Annotated in this window: 20 protein-coding genes; 5 read left to right on the forward strand and 15 right to left on the reverse strand. The window is 62.1% G+C overall.

The window, feature by feature from the left end:
- Positions 1–76: 76 nt before the first annotated feature.
- Positions 77–2,926, reverse strand: coding sequence for an excinuclease ABC subunit UvrA (gene uvrA / locus GCM43_RS19500; RefSeq protein WP_152247362.1), 2,850 nt, complete (start codon positions 2,924–2,926; stop codon positions 77–79).
- A 404-nt stretch (positions 2,927–3,330) separates the two neighbouring features.
- On the opposite strand from uvrA, the gene ssb reads away from it, so the two are divergent.
- On the forward strand, positions 3,331–3,831 hold the full coding sequence (ssb, locus tag GCM43_RS19505; protein ID WP_152247364.1) for a single-stranded DNA-binding protein: 501 nt from the start codon (positions 3,331–3,333) through the stop codon (positions 3,829–3,831).
- A 199-nt stretch (positions 3,832–4,030) separates the two neighbouring features.
- Here ssb and GCM43_RS19510 read toward each other — a convergent pair whose 3' ends face one another.
- The 4 genes from GCM43_RS19510 to GCM43_RS19525 all read right to left on the reverse strand — a co-directional run bounded on the left by GCM43_RS19510 (position 4,031) and on the right by GCM43_RS19525 (position 7,953).
- Positions 4,031–5,125, reverse strand: a complete 1,095-nt coding sequence (locus GCM43_RS19510) for a porin (protein WP_152247366.1) — start codon at positions 5,123–5,125, stop codon at positions 4,031–4,033.
- A 75-nt stretch (positions 5,126–5,200) separates the two neighbouring features.
- Positions 5,201–6,217 (reverse strand): ABC transporter substrate-binding protein, encoded by a 1,017-nt coding sequence (locus tag GCM43_RS19515; protein ID WP_152247368.1) that lies wholly within the window; start codon positions 6,215–6,217, stop codon positions 5,201–5,203.
- Between the two features lie 27 nt (positions 6,218–6,244).
- A complete protein-coding gene (locus GCM43_RS19520) occupies positions 6,245–7,147 on the reverse strand; it encodes an ABC transporter permease (protein WP_152247370.1) in 903 nt (300 codons plus the stop codon).
- Positions 7,148–7,161: 14 nt separating this feature from the next.
- Positions 7,162–7,953, reverse strand: a complete 792-nt coding sequence (locus GCM43_RS19525; RefSeq protein ID WP_152247372.1) for an ABC transporter ATP-binding protein — start codon at positions 7,951–7,953, stop codon at positions 7,162–7,164.
- An 82-nt stretch (positions 7,954–8,035) separates the two neighbouring features.
- Between GCM43_RS19525 and GCM43_RS19530 the strand changes: the two genes are divergently transcribed.
- Both GCM43_RS19530 and GCM43_RS19535 read left to right on the forward strand, forming a co-directional pair.
- Positions 8,036–8,701, forward strand: coding sequence for a response regulator transcription factor (locus tag GCM43_RS19530; RefSeq protein WP_152247374.1), 666 nt, complete (start codon positions 8,036–8,038; stop codon positions 8,699–8,701).
- Positions 8,702–8,711: 10 nt separating this feature from the next.
- Positions 8,712–10,091, forward strand: a complete 1,380-nt coding sequence (locus tag GCM43_RS19535) for a sensor histidine kinase (protein WP_152247376.1) — start codon at positions 8,712–8,714, stop codon at positions 10,089–10,091.
- Between the two features lie 19 nt (positions 10,092–10,110).
- Here the strand turns inward: GCM43_RS19535 and GCM43_RS19540 are convergent, their stop codons facing one another.
- Positions 10,111–10,677 carry an LURP-one-related/scramblase family protein gene (locus tag GCM43_RS19540; RefSeq protein ID WP_152247378.1) on the reverse strand — a complete coding sequence of 189 codons (567 nt, stop codon included), beginning with the start codon at positions 10,675–10,677 and terminating at the stop codon, positions 10,111–10,113.
- A 166-nt stretch (positions 10,678–10,843) separates the two neighbouring features.
- Between GCM43_RS19540 and GCM43_RS19545 the strand changes: the two genes are divergently transcribed.
- A complete protein-coding gene (locus GCM43_RS19545) occupies positions 10,844–11,947 on the forward strand; it encodes a hypothetical protein (protein WP_152247380.1) in 1,104 nt (367 codons plus the stop codon).
- 154 nt (positions 11,948–12,101) lie between these two features.
- Positions 12,102–12,881 (forward strand): acetoin reductase, encoded by a 780-nt coding sequence (locus GCM43_RS19550; protein WP_152247382.1) that lies wholly within the window; start codon positions 12,102–12,104, stop codon positions 12,879–12,881.
- On the opposite strand, the gene fumC is transcribed toward GCM43_RS19550, so the two are convergent.
- The 9 genes from fumC to rhaS all read right to left on the reverse strand — a co-directional run bounded on the left by fumC (position 12,878) and on the right by rhaS (position 22,650).
- Complete coding sequence (fumC, locus tag GCM43_RS19555) at positions 12,878–14,344, reverse strand: class II fumarate hydratase (RefSeq protein ID WP_152247384.1); 1,467 nt, start codon at positions 14,342–14,344, stop codon at positions 12,878–12,880. The genes GCM43_RS19550 and fumC overlap by 4 nt on opposite strands.
- The gene (gene mqo / locus GCM43_RS19560; protein ID WP_152247386.1) at positions 14,341–15,876 is read right to left on the reverse strand and encodes a malate dehydrogenase (quinone); all 1,536 of its coding nucleotides are present in this window, start codon (positions 15,874–15,876) and stop codon (positions 14,341–14,343) included. The genes fumC and mqo overlap by 4 nt, the downstream gene beginning before the upstream one ends.
- A 27-nt stretch (positions 15,877–15,903) precedes the next feature.
- Positions 15,904–16,287: a cupin domain-containing protein gene (locus GCM43_RS19565; RefSeq protein ID WP_152247388.1), complete on the reverse strand. Its 384-nt coding sequence runs from the start codon at positions 16,285–16,287 to the stop codon at positions 15,904–15,906.
- Between the two features lie 121 nt (positions 16,288–16,408).
- On the reverse strand, positions 16,409–17,761 hold the full coding sequence (locus GCM43_RS19570; protein WP_152247390.1) for an FGGY-family carbohydrate kinase: 1,353 nt from the start codon (positions 17,759–17,761) through the stop codon (positions 16,409–16,411).
- Positions 17,758–18,072, reverse strand: a complete 315-nt coding sequence (rhaM, locus tag GCM43_RS19575) for an L-rhamnose mutarotase (protein ID WP_152247392.1) — start codon at positions 18,070–18,072, stop codon at positions 17,758–17,760. The genes GCM43_RS19570 and rhaM overlap by 4 nt, the downstream gene beginning before the upstream one ends.
- A 6-nt stretch (positions 18,073–18,078) precedes the next feature.
- Positions 18,079–19,131, reverse strand: coding sequence for an ABC transporter permease (locus GCM43_RS19580; RefSeq protein ID WP_152247394.1), 1,053 nt, complete (start codon positions 19,129–19,131; stop codon positions 18,079–18,081).
- Positions 19,128–20,129: an ABC transporter permease gene (locus GCM43_RS19585; protein ID WP_152247396.1), complete on the reverse strand. Its 1,002-nt coding sequence runs from the start codon at positions 20,127–20,129 to the stop codon at positions 19,128–19,130. Before GCM43_RS19585 ends, GCM43_RS19580 begins: the two co-directional genes overlap by 4 nt.
- The gene (locus tag GCM43_RS19590) at positions 20,126–21,661 is read right to left on the reverse strand and encodes a sugar ABC transporter ATP-binding protein (RefSeq protein ID WP_152247398.1); all 1,536 of its coding nucleotides are present in this window, start codon (positions 21,659–21,661) and stop codon (positions 20,126–20,128) included. The genes GCM43_RS19585 and GCM43_RS19590 overlap by 4 nt, the downstream gene beginning before the upstream one ends.
- Before the next feature lie 23 nt (positions 21,662–21,684).
- Positions 21,685–22,650 carry a rhamnose ABC transporter substrate-binding protein gene (gene rhaS / locus GCM43_RS19595; RefSeq protein ID WP_226929574.1) on the reverse strand — a complete coding sequence of 322 codons (966 nt, stop codon included), beginning with the start codon at positions 22,648–22,650 and terminating at the stop codon, positions 21,685–21,687.
- Between the last annotated feature and the right edge of the window lie 2 nt (positions 22,651–22,652).

Below are 22,652 nucleotides of genomic sequence, written 5' to 3' on the forward strand. Positions count from 1 at the left end.
TGACTGGCGTGCTTTAAAAAGAGGAACGGCGTGGATTGCATGAGCAGTCCGCGCCGTTTTTTATTGCCTGATGGTTTTACTGTTTAAGCAGTGGCCCCAGGTATTTACCCGTCACGCTGGCCGGATTGGTGGCCACTTCCTCGGGCGAACCGGTGGCGATGATCTGCCCGCCGCCGGCGCCGCCTTCGGGGCCCAGATCGACGATCCAGTCGGCCGTCTTGATCACGTCGAGGTTGTGCTCGATGATCACCAGCGTATTGCCCTGGTCGCGCAGGCGGTGGATGACTTTGAGCAGCAGGTCGATATCGTGGAAGTGCAGGCCGGTGGTCGGCTCGTCCAGGATATACAGGGTGCGTCCCGTATCGCGCTTGGATAGTTCCAGCGACAGCTTGACGCGCTGCGCTTCGCCACCTGACAGCGTGGTGGCGCTCTGGCCCAGCTTGATATAGCCGAGACCCACGTCAAGCAGCGTCTGCAGCTTGCGCGCAATCAGCGGCACCGGCTTGAAGAACTCGTGCGCCTCTTCCACCGTCATGCCCAGCACTTCGGTAATGTTCTTGCCCTTGTACTGCACTTCCAGCGTTTCGCGGTTGTAACGCTTGCCGTGGCACACATCGCACGGCACATACACGTCCGGCAGGAAGTGCATTTCCACCTTGAGCACGCCATCGCCCTGGCACGCTTCGCAGCGCCCGCCCTTGACGTTGAACGAGAAGCGGCCTGCACTGTAGCCGCGTTCCTTGGCCGTCGGCACGGTCGAGAACAGGTCGCGGATCGGCGTAAACAAGCCCGTGTAGGTGGCCGGGTTCGAGCGCGGCGTACGGCCGATCGGCGCCTGGTCGACCGAGATCACCTTGTCAAAATGCTCGAGGCCGCTGATCGACTCGTGCGGCGCCGGTTCCGTCTGCGAGCCGTACAGATGGCGCGACAGGGCTGGGTACAGCGTGTCGTTGACCAGCGAGGATTTGCCGGAACCGGACACGCCGGTCACGCAGGTCATCAGGCCGACCGGCAGGTTAAGCGACACGTTTTTCAGGTTGTTGCCGGTCGCGCCGGTAATGACCAGCTGCTTTTCCGGATCGCTCTGATGGCGCTTTTTCGGCACCACGATCTTCATCTTGCCGTTCAGATACTGCGCCGTCAGCGACTTCTTGTTTTTCAGAATGTCCGACAGCGTGCCTTCGGCAATGATCTCGCCGCCATGCACGCCGGCGCCCACGCCCATGTCGACGATATAGTCGGCGGTGCGGATGGCGTCTTCATCGTGCTCGACGACCAGCACGCTGTTGCCGATATCGCGCAGGTGCTTGAGCGTTTCAATCAGGCGGTCGTTGTCGCGCTGGTGCAGGCCGATCGACGGTTCATCGAGTACATACATCACGCCAGTCAGGCCCGAACCGATCTGCGAAGCCAGGCGGATGCGCTGCGCTTCGCCGCCCGACAGGGTGTCGGCGCTGCGGTCGAGCGACAAATAATCGAGGCCCACGTTGTTCAGGAATTTCAGGCGCGAAATAATTTCCTTGACGACGCGGTCGGCAATTTCCTTCTTGGCGCCCGTCAGTTTCAGTTTCTCAAAGAAATCGAGCGTGTCGCGCAGTGGCTTTTCGGCCACCTCGTAAATCGCACGCTGCTGCTTGCCGGTGCCCACTTTCACATGGCGCGCTTCCACGCGCAGGCGCGCACCGTCACAGGACGGACAGCATTTCTCATTGATGAACTTGGCCAGCTCTTCCTTGACGGCCATCGAATCGGTTTCACGGTAGCGGCGCTGCAGATTGTTGACCACGCCTTCAAACGTGTGCTCCTTGATCACGGTGCGGCCGCGCTCGTTCACATAGGTAAACGGGATCGACTGCTTGCCCGAACCGTACAGCACGGCCTGCTGCGAATTGAGGTCGAGCTGCTCGAACGGCAAGTCGAGGTCGAATTCGTAAAAGGCGGCCAGGTTCGACAGCATCTGGAAGTAGAACTGGTTGCGGCGATCCCAGCCCTTGACGGCGCCCGAGGCCAGCGACAGGTTCGGGAACGCGACGATGCGTTTCGGGTCGAAGAACTCGATATGGCCGAGGCCATCGCATTCCGGGCAGGCGCCCATCGGGTTGTTGAACGAGAACAGGCGCGGTTCGAGTTCCTGCAGCGAGTAGCCGCACTCATTACAGGCAAACTTGTTGGAAAACACATGTTCCTGGGCGGTATCCATTTCATAGGCCACTGCGCGGCCATCGGCCAGGCGCAGCGCCGTCTCGAAACTTTCCGCCAGGCGCTGCTTGATCTCCTGGTTGACCTTGACGCGGTCGATCACCACGTCGATCGTGTGTTTTTCAGTCTTTTTCAGCTTCGGCAGATCATCGACTTCATAGATTTTTGCCTCGTGGGTGCCGCTTTGCACGCGAAAACGCACGAAGCCCTGCGCCTGCATCTGCTCGAACAGGTCGACATGCTCACCCTTGCGGTTGGCCACCACCGGCGCCAGGATCATCAGCTTGGTGTCTTCGGGCATGGCCAGCACCGCGTCGACCATCTGCGACACCGTCTGCGCGGCCAGTGCATGCTGCGGGTGATTGATGCAATACGGCGTACCCACGCGGGCATACAGCAGGCGCAGGTAATCGTGGATTTCGGTCACCGTGCCCACGGTGGAGCGCGGATTGTGCGAAGTGGCTTTTTGCTCGATGGAAATGGCCGGCGACAGGCCTTCGATCAAGTCGACGTCGGGCTTTTCCATCAGCTGCAAAAACTGGCGTGCATAAGCCGACAGCGACTCGACATAGCGGCGCTGGCCTTCGGCGTACAGCGTGTCGAACGCCAGCGAGGACTTGCCGGAGCCGGACAGGCCGGTAATCACGATCAGCTTGTTGCGCGGCAAATCGAGATTGATATTCTTGAGGTTATGCGTGCGAGCACCGCGAATGCGGATCTGTTCCATGTGATTGCCTTGCTTTGAGTAGGGTGCGATGGGCACGTACCGACTGGACGCGGCCACAACGGGTCATCTTGGTACTATAGCCGGGATTTGCTCCGCACGCAGTCAGTCGTGGCAAGCGGATTGTTGCGCTTGCCAGAGCTGCTTGAACAAAGCTTGATACAGATGCGTGCAGAGATTTGAACACTGTATATAATACCAGTATTCAAGTTTTTTGTTTTTGATTGCCGTGAAAAAACATGCGTGCCGCACACCGCACGGCTGGCTGATAAAGCCATATGCTTTGCGCCGTCTGCTCGCTTATAATCGCTGTCTGGACGTCGACTACGTCACTTACACCAAAATCCAACTGGCGGGCAGAGCACGGTATATGTGGCTGCTTTGCTGCAGTTCAACAGGAGTTATTCATGGCATCAGTCAACAAAGTCATTATCGTCGGCAATCTGGGCCGTGATCCGGAAATCCGCTACATGCCTAGCGGCGACGCGATCGCCAATATCGCCGTCGCCACCTCGTACAAGTCGAAAGACCGCAACACCGGCGAGCAAAAAGAAACCACCGAATGGCACCGCATCTCGTTTTTCGGCCGCCTGGCTGAAATCGTCGGCCAGTACCTGAAAAAAGGCTCGTCGGTCTACGTCGAAGGCCGCCTGCAGACCCGCAAATACACCGACAAGGACGGCGTCGAGAAATACGCAACCGATATCGTGGCTGAAAACATGCAAATGCTGGGCGGCCGTTCCGGCATGGGCGGCGACAGCGGCGGTGACGACAGCTACGGTGGCGGCTACGACGCTCCGGCGCCACGCCAGGCGCCAGCCCCACGTCCAGCCCCGGCGCCAGCACCACGCCCTGCACCGAAGCCAGCACCGAATTTCTCGGATATGGATGACGATATTCCGTTCTGATAAGTCAGATCACCATGCTGCATTAAAAAAGCCCGCGTCTGTGAAGTGACGCGGGCTTTTTTTATTTCGGGTACTGCCTGAATTGCTGGCCAGGCAGCCTGATTCCAGGCATGGCGATGGCGCGCTAGCTCTGCTTGAGTCTGGTTATTATCTGGTCAATACATTGCTTGAAATGTGCCCGCCACCCTTGCTGGAAGCATCAGAACCGGTGCTGCATGCCCGCCATCAGGCCATGCTGGGTGTCGCCAAATCCTTCGCTGTCGCGTGACAGGCTGACCCGCTGATTGTGCTTCGCTCTGGCATAAGCGCCCGTCAGATACAGGTCGGTGCGTTTTGACAGTGCGTAGCGGAAGCGGGCCACCAGCATGGCCGGATCAGCGTCGGTGCCGGGCGCGACATTTTTCACGTCCTGGTAATACAGCACGCTGGTCAGCGTAATGGCCGGCGTGGCCTGGTAGCTGCCACCGGCCCAGTACAGATTGGCCTGGACTTCCGGCGTATTGACCCGGGCGGCCTCCTGCAGATACGCGCGCATGGCGGCCTGCAGCTTGTAGCCGCTGCCGGCATACGACAGGCCGAAGTGGACGGCGCGCGCCTGGTCGCGTTTTCCAGTCGCTGGCAGTACGTTGCCGTTGATCTGCTCCCATGTCAGCGTGGTGGCAAACGGGCCTCTGGCCCAGGTAACCGCAGTGGCCAGCTTGCGGCTGTCGGCCAGGCCGGTCGTCTGTTCGCCGGCGCCGTACGATGCGCCGAATTTGAAGTCGCCCGCCTGGCCGGCGTATTTGACCAGGTTATCGAAACCGGTGGTCATGCCGTACTTGTTGACGACGCCGTTGGCGCGGTTCGATGCATTACCGGTCGTGGCCCACGAATAGTAGGGCGCATAGGACATCGGATCGTAGCCGATCATGAAGTCGTAGACGGTGGTGAATGAGCGTCCGATCAATACCTTGCCAAAGCTGCCCTGCAGGCCGACGTTGGCCTGGCGCTTGAACAGTGCGCTGTCGCCGGCGCCCGTGTCGAGCGACAGGGCACCTTCGAGGTTGAAGTTCGCCTGCAGGCCGCCGCCCAGGTCTTCCACCCCGCGAAAACCAAAGCGCGAGGTGTTCATGCCGCCCGAAGACACGCGTGTGACCGTGCCGCCGCCGACGGCATTGTTGTTGGACGTCTCCACGCCTACGTCGAGCAGGCCGTAGACGGTGACGCCGGTGGCTTCTTTGGATTGAGCGTGTGCGTTGGTGGTGCACAGCAGTGCGCCTGCCGAGAGGGCCAGGGCCCTGGTCAGTTGTTTCATGTTATCTCCTGAGTATCGTTATTGTGGTGTTGCAGACTGCTGCAGCCGGCGCGTGACGCCGGCTGCTTTTTTACATCAGGAGCCTTTGCGGCTCTTGATGCTGTCAATGAACAGCTCGGACCAGGTTTTCGGCCGCGTCTTGATGGTGCCGGCCAGGCCCATGAAGTCGACGTACTGCATGATGCCGACCGGGGTGGTTGAAAACTGGTTGTCAGGGTCGGCCAGCATGGCTTCCACTTCGGCTTGCGTCAGCTTGATTTTCGAGATGCGCAAAAACGTTTCAGCCGCGCCTTTGCGGTCGCGCGCAATATAGGCATTGGCTTCTTCCTGCGCGGCCGTGAATGCCTGCGTCAGTTTCGGGTTCTGCACGGTGAACTGCTTCATCGCGAAGACTACGTCGAGCGTGATATTGCCCAGCGTGGCAGTCGAGCTCAGCACCCTCGTGATGCGCGGGTCCTTTGCTTCCTGGTACGAGAATGGCGGCGAGGTGAAGTGCGCAGTAATCTCGGTCTTGCCCGACAGCAGCGCGCCGACCGCCTCCGGGTGACCCAGGCTTACCGTCATCGGATCGAGCTTGGCATAGTTGGGGTGGCCGAACTCCTTGGCTGCGGCCATCTGCAGCACCACGGCCGACAGCGAGGTCTTGATGCCGGGGATGGCGATCTTGTCTTTCGGCGTGAAGTCCTTGAGCGACTTGATTTTCGGGTTGTTGGTGTTCAGCCACAGCGACGCGGTGCTCAGTGCGCCCAGGCCGATGACTTCGGAGCGCGGAATGCCGTTTGCTTTCGACCACAGCGTGATGAAGCCCGGCGCACCCGTGCCGGCGATATCGAGGTTGCCCGACAACATGGCGTCATTGATGACGTTGCCGCCGTCGAGCGTTGCCCAGTTGGTCGTCACATCGCCGAGACCCGCTGCCTTGGCGTGTTTCTCGATCAGTTTCTGGTCGCGCATGACCATCAGCGGCAGGTACAGCATGCCGTAGCCGTGCGACAGGCGCACCGTATTGGCTTCGGCGTTGGCATTGCCGGCCAGCAGGGACAAGGACAGGGCGGCGCCGATGGCCAGTTTGGAAAAATTCGTCATATTCATGTTGTCTCCGTATTTTTATAAGGTAAATCAGTGGTTCTGCATGCCCCAGCGGCGGATGGTTTTCCGTTCGATGGTGGCGAAAATGAAGTTCTCGACGCACAGGCCGATCAGGATCACGAAAAACAGGCCGGCAAACACGTTGGCCGTTTCAAGCTGATTGCGGTTTTCAAAGATGAACCAGCCCAGGCCACCGCTGCCGGACGACACGCCGAAGACCAGTTCGGCAGCGATCAGCGTACGCCAGGCAAACGCCCAGCCCACTTTCAGGCCGGTCAGGATGCTGCCGAAGGCGGCAGGAATCAGGATCAGGCGCACCAGCTTGAAGCCCTTCAAGCCGTAATTCTGCCCAACCATGCGCATGGTCTGCGATACGCCGCGAAAGCCGGCATGCGTGTTCAGCGCCACGGCCCACAGGACTGAATGGACCAGCACGAAGACGATACTGCCGTTGCCCAGGCCAAACCAGATCAGCGCCAGCGGCAGCAGTGCAATCGCTGGCAGCGGATTGAACATCGATGTCAGCGTTTCCAGGAAATCGGTACCGATGCGCGAGCTGATTGCCAGGGTGGTGAGCAAGGTCGCCAGTGCGATGCCGATGCTGTAGCCGATCAGCAGGGTTTTCATCGAGACGGCGGCGCGGTCGATCAGTACGCCGCTGCCGATACCGCCAAAAAAGGCGCGCACGGTGTCGCTGAAACTGGGGAACAGCAGCGCGTTGTCGAGCCAGCGGCCATACACTTCCCACACCAATGCCAGCAGCAGCAGGATCATGACCTTGCGCACGCCGCTGTGGCGGTACAGGTTTTCAAAGGTCGACAACGGGCGCTGGATGGCGGCGCTGTCGTGGACGGCCGGCTGGCGCACGATTTCCGGGCGCTCGTACGGTTGCGGCTGGCCGGCAGGCGGCACGGTTTTCAAGACTGCGTTCATGGTCGTGTCCACTTTCAATGTTGTGCAAACAGCATGTCGTTAATGCGGGTTTCAAGCGCCACCTGGCTGGTGCTGCCCATCTCGGCGGCCGGAATGCTGTTCAGCTCTGCCTTGACCTGGCCAGGGTGAGGCGTCAGCAGCAGGATGCGCGTGCCGATGCGGATCGCTTCCTCGATCGAGTGGGTTACGAACAGCACCGTAAAGTGCGTGTCATCCCACAGGCGCAGCAGTTCATCCTGCATTTTGCGGCGGGTCAGCGCATCGAGTGCGGCAAACGGTTCGTCCATCAGCAGCACGGCCGGCTCCATCGCCATGCCGCGGGCAATCGACACGCGCTGCTTCATGCCGCCCGACAGCGTATGCGGATAGCTGTCGATGAACTTCGACAGGCCCACCTTGTCAATATAGTAGGCGGCGCGTTCGGCGGCGGCCTTGCCATGCAGGCGGCCGCTCGCTTCGAGTGCAAACTCGACGTTCTCTCGCACGGTTTTCCAAGGCAACAGCTGGTCGAACTCCTGGAACACCATCATGCGTTCCGGATTTGGCTCGCGCACTTCGGTGCCGTTCAGTAGAATGCGGCCCTGCACCGGCTTCATGTAGCCGCCGATGGCCTTGAGCAGCGTCGATTTGCCGCAGCCCGATGGGCCGAGCAGGATATAGCGATCGGCCGGGTATACCTTGAAACTGACGTCCTGCGCGGCCGTGACGAGATGTTCGGTGGTCTTGTACTGGAGGGTAACCTTGTCGATTTCAAGCAAGGGTACCGGCGCGGAACCGGCCTGGCTGGCAAGTTCTGTGTTTTTCATATAGTCTCCATACGGTTTGTGAATGTTTGTCAGATCTTGCACCGCGAACCTGTAATGAAACTGACAAAAATGGAGCGGAGTAATGCGAATTCTGGTTGTGGAAGACACGGTGGATGTGGCCGAAGCCATTGTTGCTTCGCTCACGCGCATCGGCCATGTGGTCGACTGGGAAGCGCATGGCGGGCGCGCTGCGGCGCGCGTGCTCGATCCGCATTACGACCTGCTGATTCTCGACATCATGCTGCCCGGCACCGACGGTTTCGAGCTGCTCAGGCAGGTACGGTCCAAGGGACTGGCCACCAGCGTGCTGATGCTCACGGCCTGCGCCGAAATCGAGGAACGCGTCACCGCACTTGACCTCGGTGCGGATGATTATCTGGTCAAGCCCTTCGACTACCGCGAACTCGACGCGCGCATACGCATGCTGCTGCGGCGCGACGGCGGTGGCACCACCAATTTGATGGTGGTGGGCAAGGTCAGTGTCGACCGCAAGACCCGTAGCGTGCTGCTCGACGGCCGTCCGCTCGAACTGATGCGGCGTGAAGTGACGCTGCTGGAAATCCTGCTGTCGCGCCCGGGTCGCATTTTCGGCAAGGACGAGCTGATCGACCGGCTGTTTACTGTCGACGACAACCCGAGCGCCAATGCGGTGGAGCAGTACGTGGCGCGCCTGCGCAAAAAGCTGGTCGACGCCGGTTTTGAAATCCGCACCTTGCGCGGACTCGGCTATCAGGTGGTGCTGGCATGAGGGCGGCCCCATGATCGTGGCACGGGGCTCGCTGTACACGCGCCTGGCGCTGCGTGTCAGCATGGTGATTGCCGCCAGCGCGGCAGTGCTGCTGGCGGCGATGTGGTACACCACGCAAGTGGCGGCAAACGAAGCGTATGACCGCCTGCTGACCGGCAACGCGCTGCAGATTGCCGAAAACACCTGGCTGCAGGGTGACAACGTGACAGTCGACGTGCCGGTGGCGGCCTTTATGCTCACGCCCGGTGTGCGCACTTTCTATACGGTGCTCGATCCGCAGGGGCGCAGCATCGCCGGCGACCCCGATTTCAAGCCGCCCATTCCGTGGGAACGCCTGGCCGAAGGGCCGCTGCTGTTTGACGGTGTCTACCAGGACGTCGACGTGCGGATCGCCGTGCTGGGCCGGCGTCTGGCCATCGACCATGAACATCCGTGGGCAGTGGTGGCCGTGGCGCAGACCAAGGCTGCACGGCTGTCGTTTGCAAAAAGCCTGTCGGGCAATGCGCTGATCGTGATCGCCGTGATGGCCATCCTGACAGTGCTGGCCGCCACCTTCACGCTGTACCAGACGCTGGCGCCGCTCGAACGCATCGAGCGGGCGCTGGCCGAACGCGACCCAAATGACCTGGCGCCGCTGAAGATGGAGGTGCCGGCCGAAATCCATGCGCTGGTCAGCGCCATCAACGGCTTCATGCAGCGCCTGTCGCTGCACCAGGGCTTGCTGCGCCGCGTGATCGGCGACGCCGCGCACCAGCTGCGCACACCGGTCGCCGCGCTGCTCTCGCAGGTGGAGCTGCTCTCGACCCAGTCCGATGAAACGCGCAAGCAGGCGCACCTGGTGCGCTTGCGAACGCTGACCACCAATATGGGGCGCCAGATCGGGCAACTGATCAACCACGCCATGGTGCAGCACCGGGCCGACAGCGCCATCCCGGCACGCCTGGATCTGGCCGAACTGGTACGCGGTGAAATGGCCGACATGCTCTCGTCCTGGCACGAGCGGGACCTGCAGGCGCTCGACGTCGGCATGGACATGCCCGATCAGCCCTGCCTGATCGATGGCGACGCCACCACCTTGCGCGAGGCGGTCAAGAACGTGCTGGGCAATGCATTGCTGTATGGCGCGCCGGGCCTGCTGCATGTCAATATCGTGGCCGCTGGACCCTACTGGGAAGTGCACTTCATCGACGACGGCCCCGGTATTGCGCTTGCCAGCCAGGCCAGCGTGCGTGCGCCTTTTTCACCGCGCAGCGGCAACCGCGCGGGTGGCAGCCTGGGCTTGTCGATCGTCGAACAGGTGATGGCAGCGCACGGCGGCGCCATGCTGTTCAGCCATGACGAGGCCGGTCACTTTACTGTGGTGCTGCGTTTGCGGGCGGCACCAGCCTGAGCTGGCGGGCAGGCCAGGCTCACGTCATGTTCCCGCCATGATAGGAAGACGATGGCGTCGGGTCCGCTGCCGCCAGCTTGCGCTCCTCGCCTTTTTCCACCAGCAGATGGAACATCAATATCGCGGTCAGCCGTTCCACCGCCGGTGAGGTGTCGAGCAGCACGATGCTGTGGCGCGTGCGAATGGTCAGCAGCTCGGACTGCGCCCGGGCCAGCACCTGGCCGTGGTGGGTCAGCTCGAAATTCATGTCGAACAGGCTGCCTTTGAGCACGGCGCCGTCAAACGGGCCGCCGACCACGGTGACCTGCCGGCGCCAGCTCCACAGCTTGCCGCGCAGCAGATAGCTGGGGTAGCTGGCGTTGCGGCTTTCCACCTCCCAGATCGGCGCAAATGACCACAGCTTGCGCGCGAGCACTGCCACTTCCTGTTCGCCTTGCGTAATGTTCCAGGGCTTGCGCAGCCAGCCCCATTTGCCTTTTGCCTCGTACAGCACGGTATCGTCGTCGTCGGTAATCTGTATCTTGCCCAGCAGGCTGACCAGTTTTCTGGCGATATGCAGCGTCTTCGGAGCGGTGGCTGAGGTCATGGGGAGCCTTCAAAGCTGTCGATGTGACCGATTGTACAAGCCATATTGAAACCGCGTAGCGCTGCAAAATGGCGGCATGGGCGCAGCAGGGCGCAGCGTCTGGCACGCGCCCTGTATAGTCTGCCGGCATTGTTATCCGACAACTTATCCGATAAAGGAGTTCGGCTTGCATTCCGAATTTATAGAGCGGCAAATTGCCCTGGTCAGTTACGGCACGCAGTTTTTGCGCAACGGCCTGGCGCTGGAGGACTGGTACCGGCACGGGATCTTTTTTGGCGCACGCCTGCAGTTCCGGCAACTGGCCGGCAACGCCTTGCTGGCCGACGACTTTACCTGGTGGCTGGGCGTATTGCAGCAAACGGGCGCAGTGCGTCTGTCGCTGCACCGGCTGGCGCAGTTCGGTATCGACAGCCCCAGCGTGCTGCAATACCGCGAGCGCGCGGTGGTGGTGCACTTTCGCGACCGCTACCAGATCTGGGCTGTCGGTGAAGAGCGGGCCGCGTGGCTCGAGCACCCGCAACTTCCGCCCATGTCGCAGATGCCGAGGTTTCCTGATGCGACGTCCTGGGGAGGCGATATCGACAGCTACTGGTGTGTCGACGAGCGGCCAGGGCAGCTCGAGATCCCGGAGACGGACTGGAAGGCGCTGGCCAGGACCATTGCCACCGATCTCGATATCAACCTGCCCTCGAGCCGTGTGCCTGCCGGGCCGCTGTTCCTGCCGGTGTCCTCACCCGCGCCCTGGGCCAGGTTTCCATTGTTTGTCAGTGGCCCGGCGTCGTCGCTGGCGCATGGCGTGCTGGCCACCCTGTACTCGCAATATGGCACGTACGATAACGACATGAACCCCAAGAACGAAAACAGCGACTACAGGATGGCCGACGAAGCCGGCGCGCAGCGCATCGAAGACTGGGGCCGGCGCCTGGAAGCATGGATAGGCGAAGTGCAGTTGCGCTGCGCAAACGAGATGCGCCAGAAGATGGAGCCAGGAAAATACGGGCTGGCGGCACGCGAGATGCCTGCCGAGCCTGAGCCCGCCAGGCCGGCTGCACCGGACACCAACCGGGCCGCCATATCGCATGTCGAGGCTGCCAGCGAGCAGGCATCGCCTTCCAAAGGCAAGTGGCTGCGCCGGATTGCCTTTGTTGTGGTGCTGGCGATGATGTGCGTGCTGCTGCTGGCCGGTGCACATCTGCTGGTCGACTGGCCGTGGCTTGCGGTCGTGCCGGCCTTGCCGTGGGTGCTGCATCGGTTTCGCAAGGATTCCTGACGCTGGCAGGGCCTGATCGTGATTGTCTTGACCTGGCTCGCCGTTTTCAGCATTGCTCTATCGAACACCCTGTTCAGCCTCGCCAAAAAGGTTTGTGATGGAACCGGAACGCAGCCTGCCTGTTGCAGGCGTGCTTATTTCGGGAGAAATCACTATGAGAGTCAATGGAAAAGTCGCCCTCGTTACGGGCGCAGCCCAGGGCATCGGCAAGGCGATTGCGCTGCGCCTGGCAAAAGACGGCGCCGATATCGCGCTGGTCGACCTGAACCAGGAAAAACTCGAGGCTGCTGCCGCCGAAGTGCGCGCGCTGGGTCGCAAGGCCGTCACCTTTATTGCCGATGTATCGCAACTGGCGCAAGTCACCGAGGCGGTCGCTTATGCACAGGCCGAACTGGGCGGTTTCGATATCATGGTCAACAACGCCGGCATTGCGCAGGTGCAGCCACTGCTGGACGTCACGCCCGACGAGGTCGACCGCATTATGCGCATCAACGTGCAAGGCACGCTGTGGGGCATCCAGGCGGCCGCCAAAAGCTTCAAGGCGCGCGGGCAGAAGGGCAAGATCATCAACGCCTGCTCGATTGCCGGCCATGACGGTTTTGCCCTGCTGGGCGTGTACTGCGCCACCAAGTTTGCCGTGCGCGCACTGACCCAGTCGGCCGCGCGCGAACTGGCCGGCGACGGCATTACCGTCAACGCCTATTGCCCGGGCGTGGTCGGCACCGACATGTGGGTCGAGATCGACAAGCGCATGGCCGAAGTGACCGGCGCCGAGCTGGGCGCCACCTACAAGAAATTTGTCGACGGCATCGCCCTGGGCCGCGCCGAAACGCCCGACGACGTGGCCGGCCTGGTATCGTTCCTGGCCGGCCCGGATTCGGACTATATGACCGGGCAGGCGCCGCTGATCGATGGCGGCATGGTGTACCGCTAGGCGCCGCCCACCCCGTCGCCCACCATCGTACTGGCGTCCACCACGCGGTCGAATGTTGCCGCGTCTACATAGCCGGACGCCAGTGCCGCTTCGCGCAGCGTGCTGCCGCTGGCGTCGGCCTGTTCGGCGATATGCGCGGCCTTCTGGTAGCCGATCACGGGCGACAGCGCCGTGACCAGCATCAGGCTGTTGTTGACGAAGCTGGCAATCCTGCTTTCATCGAGCTGCGTGCCTTCGACCGAGTAGGTACGGAATTTCTCGCAACCATCGGCCAGGATGGTGGCTGAATGCAGGAAGGCATTGATGATGATGGGGCGCATCGCATTGAGCTCGAAATTGCCTTGCGAGCCGGCAAATGCCACGGCGCTATCGTCGCCCATTACCTGGATGGCGATCATCACGATGGCTTCGCACTGGGTCGGATTGACCTTGCCCGGCATGATGGACGAACCCGGCTCGTTTGGCGGCAGCTTGAGTTCGCCGAAACCGCAGCGCGGCCCCGAAGCCAGCCAGCGCATGTCGTTGGCGATTTTCATCATCGCCACGGCCAGGCCGCGCAGCGCCGCATGGGCCCGCACCATCGCGTCAAGCGAACCTTGCGCCATGAATTTGTTCGGTGCGGTGACAAACGGCTTGCCGGTCAGCGTGGCGATCTGCTGCGCCACCTTGACCGAAAATCCTGGCGGCGCATTGATGCCGGTGCCCACTGCCGTGCCGCCCAGGGCCAGCTCGTACAGATCCTGCCGGCTGTCTTCGATGGTGCGCAGCGCGGCGCGCAGCTGGGCCGCGTAGCCTGACCATTCCTGGCCTACCGTCAGCGGCGTGGCGTCCTGCAGGTGCGTGCGGCCGATCTTTACTATTTGCATCCACGCTGCCGACTTGGTCTCGATCACGCCGGCCAGGCGGTCCAGCTCGGGCAACAGGCGGCGGTCGATCAGGTCGAGTGCGGCGATGTGCATGGCGGTTGGAAAGGTGTCGTTCGAGCTTTGGCCCAGATTGACGTCATCGTTGGGGCCAACTGGCTGCTGGCTGCCCAGCGTGCCGCCTAATAACTGAATCGCACGGTTGGACAGCACCTCGTTGACGTTCATGTTCGACTGCGTGCCGGAGCCGGTTTGCCACACATACAGCGGAAAATGCTCGTCGAGGCTGCCGGCAATCGCTTCGTCGGCAGCGCGGATAATTGCCTGCGCCTTCCATGCTGGCAGGCGGCCTTCCTGCTGGTTGACCAGCGCGCAGGCTTTCTTGACGATGCCGTAGGCGTGATAGATCGCCTTGGGCATGCGGTCCTCGCCTATCGAAAAATGCACCAGCGAGCGCGCCGTCTGCGCGCCATAATATTTGTCGGCCGGCACGTCGACCGTACCCATCGAGTCAAATTCCTGGCGTACGCCAGTTGCTGTCAGGCCGATTGGCAGGTCCAGCAGCACTACCGGCACCTTGCCTGAGGTCGTATCAGTCATGCCGTTTCTCCTGCCTTGCCGATATCATGGATATTGAGCAGCGCGGCTGTGGCGGCGCGGGTGCGGCGGCAAGCCTCGGCATCTGCTTTCAGGTCGACGCCATAGGTCGGAATCACGGTTTTCAGGCGCTCCAGCCAGGCACCGTCCTGCAGGCGCTCGTCAAAGCAGCGCTGCAGCACTTCCAGTGCGATATAGGCAGCTGTGGAGGCGCCCGGCGAGGCGCCCAGCAGCGCGACCAGCGACTTGTCGGCGGCCGAGACCACTTCCGTGCCGAACTCCAGCTTGCCCTCTTCATGCTTGAACCAGCCGGTGCTTTCATGCGGTGCGATGGTTTGCACGCGCTGGCCGGCAATGGCTTTTTTCCAGTCCTGCTGATTGGCCAGCGGGAAAAATTCTTTCAGCGTTGCAAACTGATGATCGGCGCTTTGCATTACCTGGCCGATCAGGTATTCGGTCAGGTCGGCATTGTCGCGCGCCACGTCGAGCAGCGGGATGATGTTGTCGTGCCTGAGCGTGCCAAACAGATCGAGCAGCGAGCCGTGTTTCAGCAGCTTGGTGGAAAAACCGGCATACGGCCCGAACAGCAGCGACTGCTTGCCATCGATAATGCGGGTATCCAGATGCGGCACCGACATCGGCGGCGAGCCACTCGCAGCCTTGCCATACACCTTGGCGTGATGGCGATGGCTGACTGCATCGATATCGCAGCGCAGCCAGATGCCGCTGACAGGGAAGCCGCCATAGCCTTTGGCTTCCGGTATGCGCGATTTCTGCAGCAGCGGCAGGGCGCCGCCGCCGGCGCCGATAAACACGAACTTTGCCGATACCGTCTGGCCCGGTCCGCCGCGGGTGTTTTCTACCTTGACGCGCCACAGCGCCTCTTCCCGCTCCAGCCCGACCACCTTGCTGTTGTAATGCACCTTGAAGCCAGGCTGCTTGTTCAGATGGCCCACCAGCAGATGGGTCAGGGCGCCATAGTCGACGTCGGTGCCGGTGATGATGCGGGTGGCGGCGACCGGCTGGCTTTCGTCGCGCCCTTCGATCACCAGTGGAGCCCATTGCGCGATGGTGGCGCGGTCTTCGCTGTATTCCATGCCGTGGTAGCAGTGGTGCGCCGACATCGCCTTGTAGCGCGCGCGCAGGAAGGCAACATTGTCTTCGCCCCAGACAAAACTCATGTGCGGGCATGGGTGGATAAAGGCCTGTGGGTCGGGAATCGCCCCCTGCTTGACCAGGTAGGCCCACAGCTGGCGCGAGATATCGAATTCGGTATTGACATCGAGCGCCTTGCTGATGTCGATGCTGCCGTCGTCGCGCTGTGGCGTGTAGTTCATTTCGCAGTTGGCGGCGTGGCCGGTACCGGCGTTGTTCCAGCCGCTGGAGCTTTCCTGGGCGCAGTCTTCCAGCGTTTCGTACATGACGATGGACAATGCCGGGTCGAGCTCCTTGAGCAGGACGCCCAGCGTTGCACTCATGATGCCGCCGCCGATCAGCACGATGTCGTGCACAGGGTTGTTGGTGGTGTCGGTCAAGATATTCTCCAGGGATGAGGGACTGCTTCAGTGCTTCACGAAGCCGGCGTCGGTATTGGCGCCAAGGATGATGTAGGCGCGCCGCCAGGGCTGGTCGTCCACCAGGCGCCAGCTGTGGCCGCTGCCGGTGGTGTCTTCGGCCAGCAGCACGTCGCCGGGATAGATCAGGAAGGTAGCGCCATCGGCGCAGCGAAATTCCAGCGTGCCGCTGAGGGTCAGCACGAACTGGCGCACGGGTGCGTCATGCGGTGCAAAGGCGCCGCCACTGCTGGTTTCGCGGTAGGAAATACTGGTTGCGCCAAGCTTGTCGCCGAGGATGTCGCCGCGCTCGCCCCGAAGCAGGGCAATGCTGCCTTCCTCGAACCGGGAGTTGCCGTCGGCGCCAGTCCAGATACGTACACATCGGATCATCGGGTTTCTCCTGTGGTATGGGTTACCGGAGAACTGTACGCCTCGTGCTAAGGTGTTTGACCTGCCTTTCGGCAAGGTGGGCTACCTGACCAAAGGCCGGTCATGCTTGATACCTTATACCTTATGCGTTTGCCAGCGCTGCGCGCCATTGCTGCCGGTAATCCTGCCAGCCCTGCAGCGCCAATGGCGGCGCCTCGGTGCTGTCCAGTTCGGGCGTCTGCCCCCAGCGATGCAGCATCCAGCCGCCACAGGTGGTGCCGCTGGCGTCGCTGGTGACGGTTACGTCGGTATTGCGCAGGCTGGCCAGCAGGCCGGCAAAGAACGGGTTGTCGCCCAGGCTGCCTTCGATGGTGACGGGGCCGTCGGCCTGCAGCTGCTCCAGGCAGTAGTCGCTCATCAGTACGCAGTACAGCGTGGCCAGCGCATAGCGCTCGGCCGGCGTTTGCGGTTGCGGTCCGGTGATGCTGCCGCTGCGCCCGACAAACGGGCCGCCCGACTCGGCAAAGCAGGGCAGCGCGTGCGTGCCCTGGTCGATCAGGCGCTGCAGGTCGTCGATGGTGCAGGCGACCGGTTCAGCGCCGGCAATGGCCGCAAATTCACGCCCTCCCATAAAGCGCATGCAGGCTACCGGCTGGCCCAGCGCATTGACGTTGGCCAGCATGTCGGCGCCAGCTGACAGATGGCCCAGCGGCGTGTCTAACGCGGCGGCAATCAGCCAGGTGCCGCTCGACAAAATGCTGCGCTTGCCGCCGTTCAGGTGGCGCAGCAGGGACGCGTTGCTGTCATGGATGCCGCACAGTACCTGGCAATCGGCTGGCAGGCCGGTGCGCGCCGCCAGGTCGGCGTGGATCGCGCCCAGCGGCGTCCAGGCCGCTTGCAGCGGCGGCATCAACGGCTGCCAGCCCATCTGTTCGACCAGGCTCGAATACGTGCCCGCGGTGGGCTGCCACAGATCGGTATGGCAGCCCAGCGACGTCACTTCGCTGGCGGCCACGCCCGAGAGGCGCCAGGCCCAGTATTGCGGGTAGGTCAGGATATGGCGCGTGCGTGCAAACTGTTCGGGATAGGTGCGCGCCAGCCAGTACAGCTGGCGGCCCAGGTTCAGCCCCAGCGGCAGATCGGGCGAAAAGCTGTCGGCAAAGCCGGGGCGCAGTGCGCCATAGTCGTGGTTCAGGCTTTCCGGCAAGGCGCACTCATAATCGAGCACCGGCAGCACCAGGCCGGTGTCGTCCACCAGCGCGGCGGTGGCGCCATGCGTCACCGGTACGATGGCTTTGACATGGGCGATGGCGGCAAAGCTGTGCAGGGTATCGACCAGCCAGTGCCAGATGCCGTCCACATCGTGCTGCGGGTACGGTTCGGCCTGCAGCACGGTATTGGCGCGGCGGCGCGTGGCCAGGGTGGCGCCCTGGCCGTCGAGCAAGGTCAACTTGACGTTGGTCTTGCCGATATCGATCACGGCGGTGGCGCTCATGGCAGATGAAACACGGGCAAGAGGGGAATCGACACCGGCTCGTTGTCGCTATGCGTTTCCATCAGGTCGGCCATATGGGCCCACCAGCGCTGCATGACCGGCTCCTGCGCCAGCGTGGCCATGCGGTGGCCGTCGCTGCGCCGCAGCACGCCGAACAGCGCGCCGCTGGCCTGGTCGAGAAAGATGCTGTAGTCGCTGATGCCGGCCTCTTTGAGCAGGCTCGACAGCTCCGGCCAGATCGCGTCGTGGCGGCGCTGGTATTCGGCCGCGTGACCGGGTTTCAACTGCATTTTGAAGGCGATCTGTTCCATAGTGTTTTATTTTTTGGTCGTGCGTTTTTTCAGCAGGCGCGGCAGGGCGATGGTCACCAGCAGCAGCAAACCCACCACGATGGTCATGATGATGCCGGGAATATTGAGCAGCGCCATGCCGTAGCCGACCATGCCCAGCGTCAGCACGGCCAGCATCACGCCAGCCATGCTGCCAGCGCCGCCGGCAATGCTGATGCCGCCCAGGATCACCATGGTGATCACTTCCAGTTCCCAGCCCATGGCAATATTGGGCCGCGTGCTGCCGATGCGTCCCGTCAGCAAAAAGGCGGCCAGGCCGGCCATGGCGCCGGTCAGCATGAACAGCGCCAGGCGGTAGCGGTCCACGGCAATGCCGGAAAAGCGTGCCGCTACCGGGTTGTTGCCGATCGCATAGATGCGCCGGCCCCAGCTGGTCGCATGCAGCAGCACCGCAAACAGCGCGGCAAAGCCCAGCAGCACGATGAATTCACGCGGTATCACCTCGAAGAAATAGCCCTGGCCCCAGTCGGCCATCAGCTGCGGATAGCCGGTAAAGGCCTGGTCGCCCAGCACCACGCTGGCCAGGCCGCGAAACAGCGACACCGTGCCGATGGTTACCACGATGGACGGCAGGTCGAAGCGCGTGACCAGGTAGCCATTGAGAAAGCCGCAGGCCGTGCCCACAGCCAGTGCAACGACCACCAGGCCATGCGGCGGCATGCCGGCCTGGTGCGCCAGGCCCATGGTGACAGACGCCAGCGCCAGCGTACCAGCCACCGAAATATCGATTTCGCGGCAGATGATCAGCAGCGCCATCGGCAGCGCAATCAGCGCTTTTTCGCTGAAATTGAAGGTGGCGTCGGCCAGGTTGTAGCCGTCAAAGAAGTTGGGAATAAACACGCTGCCGCCGATAAACATGGCCACCAGCAGCAGGCCCAGCAGCGTTTCCCAGCGGCCCAGAAAGCTTTTCAGCTGGAAAGGCTGGCGGTCGGCCACGCTGTAGCGCGTGGTGCTTTTGCTGGCGCTGTCGGCCGGTTCCGGGGCGATCAGGGTCGCGCTGTGCGGTAGGCGTGCGTTCATGCCGCGCTCCTTGTAGGCAAATGAAGTGGAAGAATCTGGCGCCCGGCCTTGCGGTTGCTGCGCGCATTGATGATCACGGCCGACAGAATCACCAGGCCCGTCAGCGCGCTTTGCCAGAATGGCGACACCTTGATGATCGGCAGCGCATTGTTGATCACCGCCAGGAACAATCCGCCCAGCACGGCGCCGGTGACGGTGCCGGCGCCGCCGGCAATGCTGATGCCGCCGATCACGCAGGCGGCGATCACGGTAAATTCAAAGCCATAGGCAATTTCGGAATACGCCACCGCATAGCGCGCCACCCACAGGTAGCCGCACAGGCCGGCCATGGCGCCGGAAAACGCATACACCATCAGCAGGCGCTGCGCGCTGTTGATGCCCACGTAACGCGCCGAGGTCGGGGCATTGCCGATCGCATACAGGTCGCGGCCATAGCGCGTATAGCGCGCCATATACCAGGTCAGCAGGATCACGCCCAGCGCTATCCACACCAAGTGCGTTACGCCGAGGAACTGGCTCAGCGGAAAGGCGATAAAGGCCGGCGGCATATGGTGCGACGAGACCCAGGCGCCGCCCGATAGCACGAACACCAGGCCGCGATAGACGCTCATGGTACCCAGCGTGACGACGATGGGCGGCAGTTCCAGGTAGCCGATCAGCCAGCCGTTCAGCAGGCCCAGCACCAGGCCGATCGACACGGCCACCAGGATGATCACCGGTACCGGCAGGGCCGGCATCTTGGCCGCCAGCAGGGCGGCCATCATGCCCGACAGGGCCAGGTTGGAGGCCACCGACAGGTCGATGCCGCGTGTAATGATGACGAACATCTGCGCCAGCGCCAGCATGATCAGCAGCGTGCTGTCGGTCAGCAGGTTGTGCAGGCTCGAGGCGCTGATAAACAGCGGCGCGCGCAGGCCCACTGCGCAGATCAGCAGGACGATCACCAGCGCCAGCAGCGCCTCGCGCTGTTTGGCCAGATGGGTAATAAGATGTTTCATGCTGCGTCCTTTTCGGTGTGGCCGGCGCCGGAGGCGGCCGCCACCACGTTTTCGGGCGTCGCTTTCTGGCGCGAAAAAGTGCGCTGGATGCGGCCCTGGTGCATGACAACGATGCGGTCGGCCATGCCGAGCACTTCCGGCAATTCCGACGACACCAGGATGACGGACAAGCCTTGCCCGACCAGCTCGCTGATAAAGCGGTGTACGGCCGCTTTCGAGCCGATATCGATGCCCTTGGTCGGCTCGTCGAGGATAATGACTTTGGGTGCGGTGGCCAGCCATTTGGCCAGCACCACTTTTTGCTGGTTGCCGCCGGACAGCTCGGACACATGCTGGCCGAAGTGATTGGCTTTCAGTTCGAGCTGCTCGCAGTAGCGACGCGCAATCGCCGTCTCGGCGCCGCTGCGGCCACCAAGGAAAAAGCCGATACCGGGCAAAATCGGCAAGGTCACGTTGTGCACGATGGGCAGCGACAGATGCGCGCCCTGGTGCTGGCGGTCTTCCGGCACATAGGCAATGCCGTGGGCAATCGCCTCGCTGGCGCTGCTGACATGAATGCGCTGGCCGTTGAGCTTGACGGTGCCGCGCGCGGCGGGCGTCAGGCCAAACAGCGCCTGCATCACTTCCGAGCGCCCGGCGCCCACCAGGCCGTAAAAGCCGAGGATTTCGCCTTGCCTGACGGTAAAGCTTACATCGTCAAATTCGCTCGGATGGCAGAAGTTGGCCACTTCGAGCAACGGTGCGCCGGCTTCCCGCTCGATCTTGGGAAACACCTGCGCGATATTGCGCCCGACCATCAGCGATACCAGCCGCGCTTCGTCGATTTCAGCCAGCGAACCGGCCGCCACGAAACAGCCATCGCGCAGCACCGTATAGCTGTCGGCCACGGCAAAGATTTCATCGAATTTGTGCGAGATGAAAATCACGGCCGTGCCGGCTGCTTTCAATTGCCCGACAATCCGGTACAACTCGTGGATTTCATGGCGCGACAGCGACGCCGTCGGTTCGTCCATGATCACCACGCGCGCCTGCTGCGACAGCGCGCGTGCAATTTCCACGAAGTGGCGCTGCGCCACGCTCAGGTCTTTCACCTTGGTGCGCACCGGCAGGCTTACTTCCAGGCGTGCAAACAGCTTTTCCGCCTCGGCTTCGATCAGCGGCCAGTTGATGCGTGGTGGAAAACCATGGCGCGGCTGGCGGCCGATATAGATATTTTCCGCCACCGTCAGTTCATCGAACATCACCGTTTCCTGGTGCACGGCCGTCACGCCGGCGTCCATCGCCGCTTGCGGACTGGCAAAGGACACCGGCTGGCCGGCCAGCTCGATGGCGCCGTCGTCCGGCTGGTAAATCCCGGTCAGGGTCTTGACCAGGGTGGACTTGCCGGCGCCGTTCTCGCCGATCAGCGCCATGACTTCACCGGCGCGCACGCAAAGCGAAACATTGTTGAGCGCGACGATGCCGTGAAAGCGCTTGGAAATACCCGACAGGCGCAACACGGGCGGCGAGTCGGCAGGGATGGTCGATGACATGATGGCTGGCTCGCTAAGCTGGATTAGAAAATTTTGGCGAACTTGTCGACGTTGTCCTTGTCATAGGTAAATGGCGGTGCAAGCGCGGCTTCACCGTTGGCATCGACCGCGATCTTGCCCATGCGGCCTACAGCGATGTTGTCGCCTGCCTTGCCATTGGCCTTGCCTTTGACGAACTCATAGGCAGCGTAGGTGGCGGCGTAGCCCAGGTCGATCGGGTTCCAGATGGCAAAACTTTTTACGGCGCCGCTCTTCACGTGGCCGGCCATTTCCGACGGCAGGCCCAGGCCCGTGACATACACCTTGCCGACCAGTTTTTCATCGACCACGGCCTTGGCGGCGGCGTTGATGCCGACGGTGGTAGGCGCAATGATGACTTTCAGATTCGGGTTGCTGCGCAACAGGCCAATCGCTTCGCGGTAGCTCTTGTCGGACTGGTCGTCGCCATACACGGTCGACACCAGTTTGAGTTTGGCAAACTCCGGCTTGGCCAGCGCTTTTTTCATTTCGCCGATCCAGATATTCTGGTTGGTGGCCTGCGCCGTAGCTGACAGGATGGCGATATCGCCGCCATTGCCGCCGGTGGCGTCCTGCGCCATCTGCAGTTGTTTCACGCCGATCAGTTCGGCATTCGACGGGTTCAGTTGCAGCAAGCGACCTTCCTTGGCCACGCCGCTGTCGAACGACAGTACCTTGATGCCGCGCTGCATGGCTTTCTTGGTGATCGGCACCAGTGCATTGGCGTCGTTGGCGGAAATGACGATGGCGCCTACCTTCTGGCTGATGAGCGAATTGATAATGTCGATCTGGCCTTCGGCCGTCGGCGTGGTCGGGCCGGTATAGATGATCTCCACGTCGCCCAGCTGCTTGGCCGCTTCCTTGGCGCCTTCGTGGGCGGCGTCAAAGAAGCCGTTGCCCAGGCTCTTGACGACCATCGCGATCTTGACCTTGTCGGCCGCATGGGCCGCCATCGGCAGGGCGCCCAGCATGG

The organism is Janthinobacterium aquaticum (assembly GCF_009208565.1).
Taxonomy (GTDB): domain Bacteria; phylum Pseudomonadota; class Gammaproteobacteria; order Burkholderiales; family Burkholderiaceae_D; genus Janthinobacterium.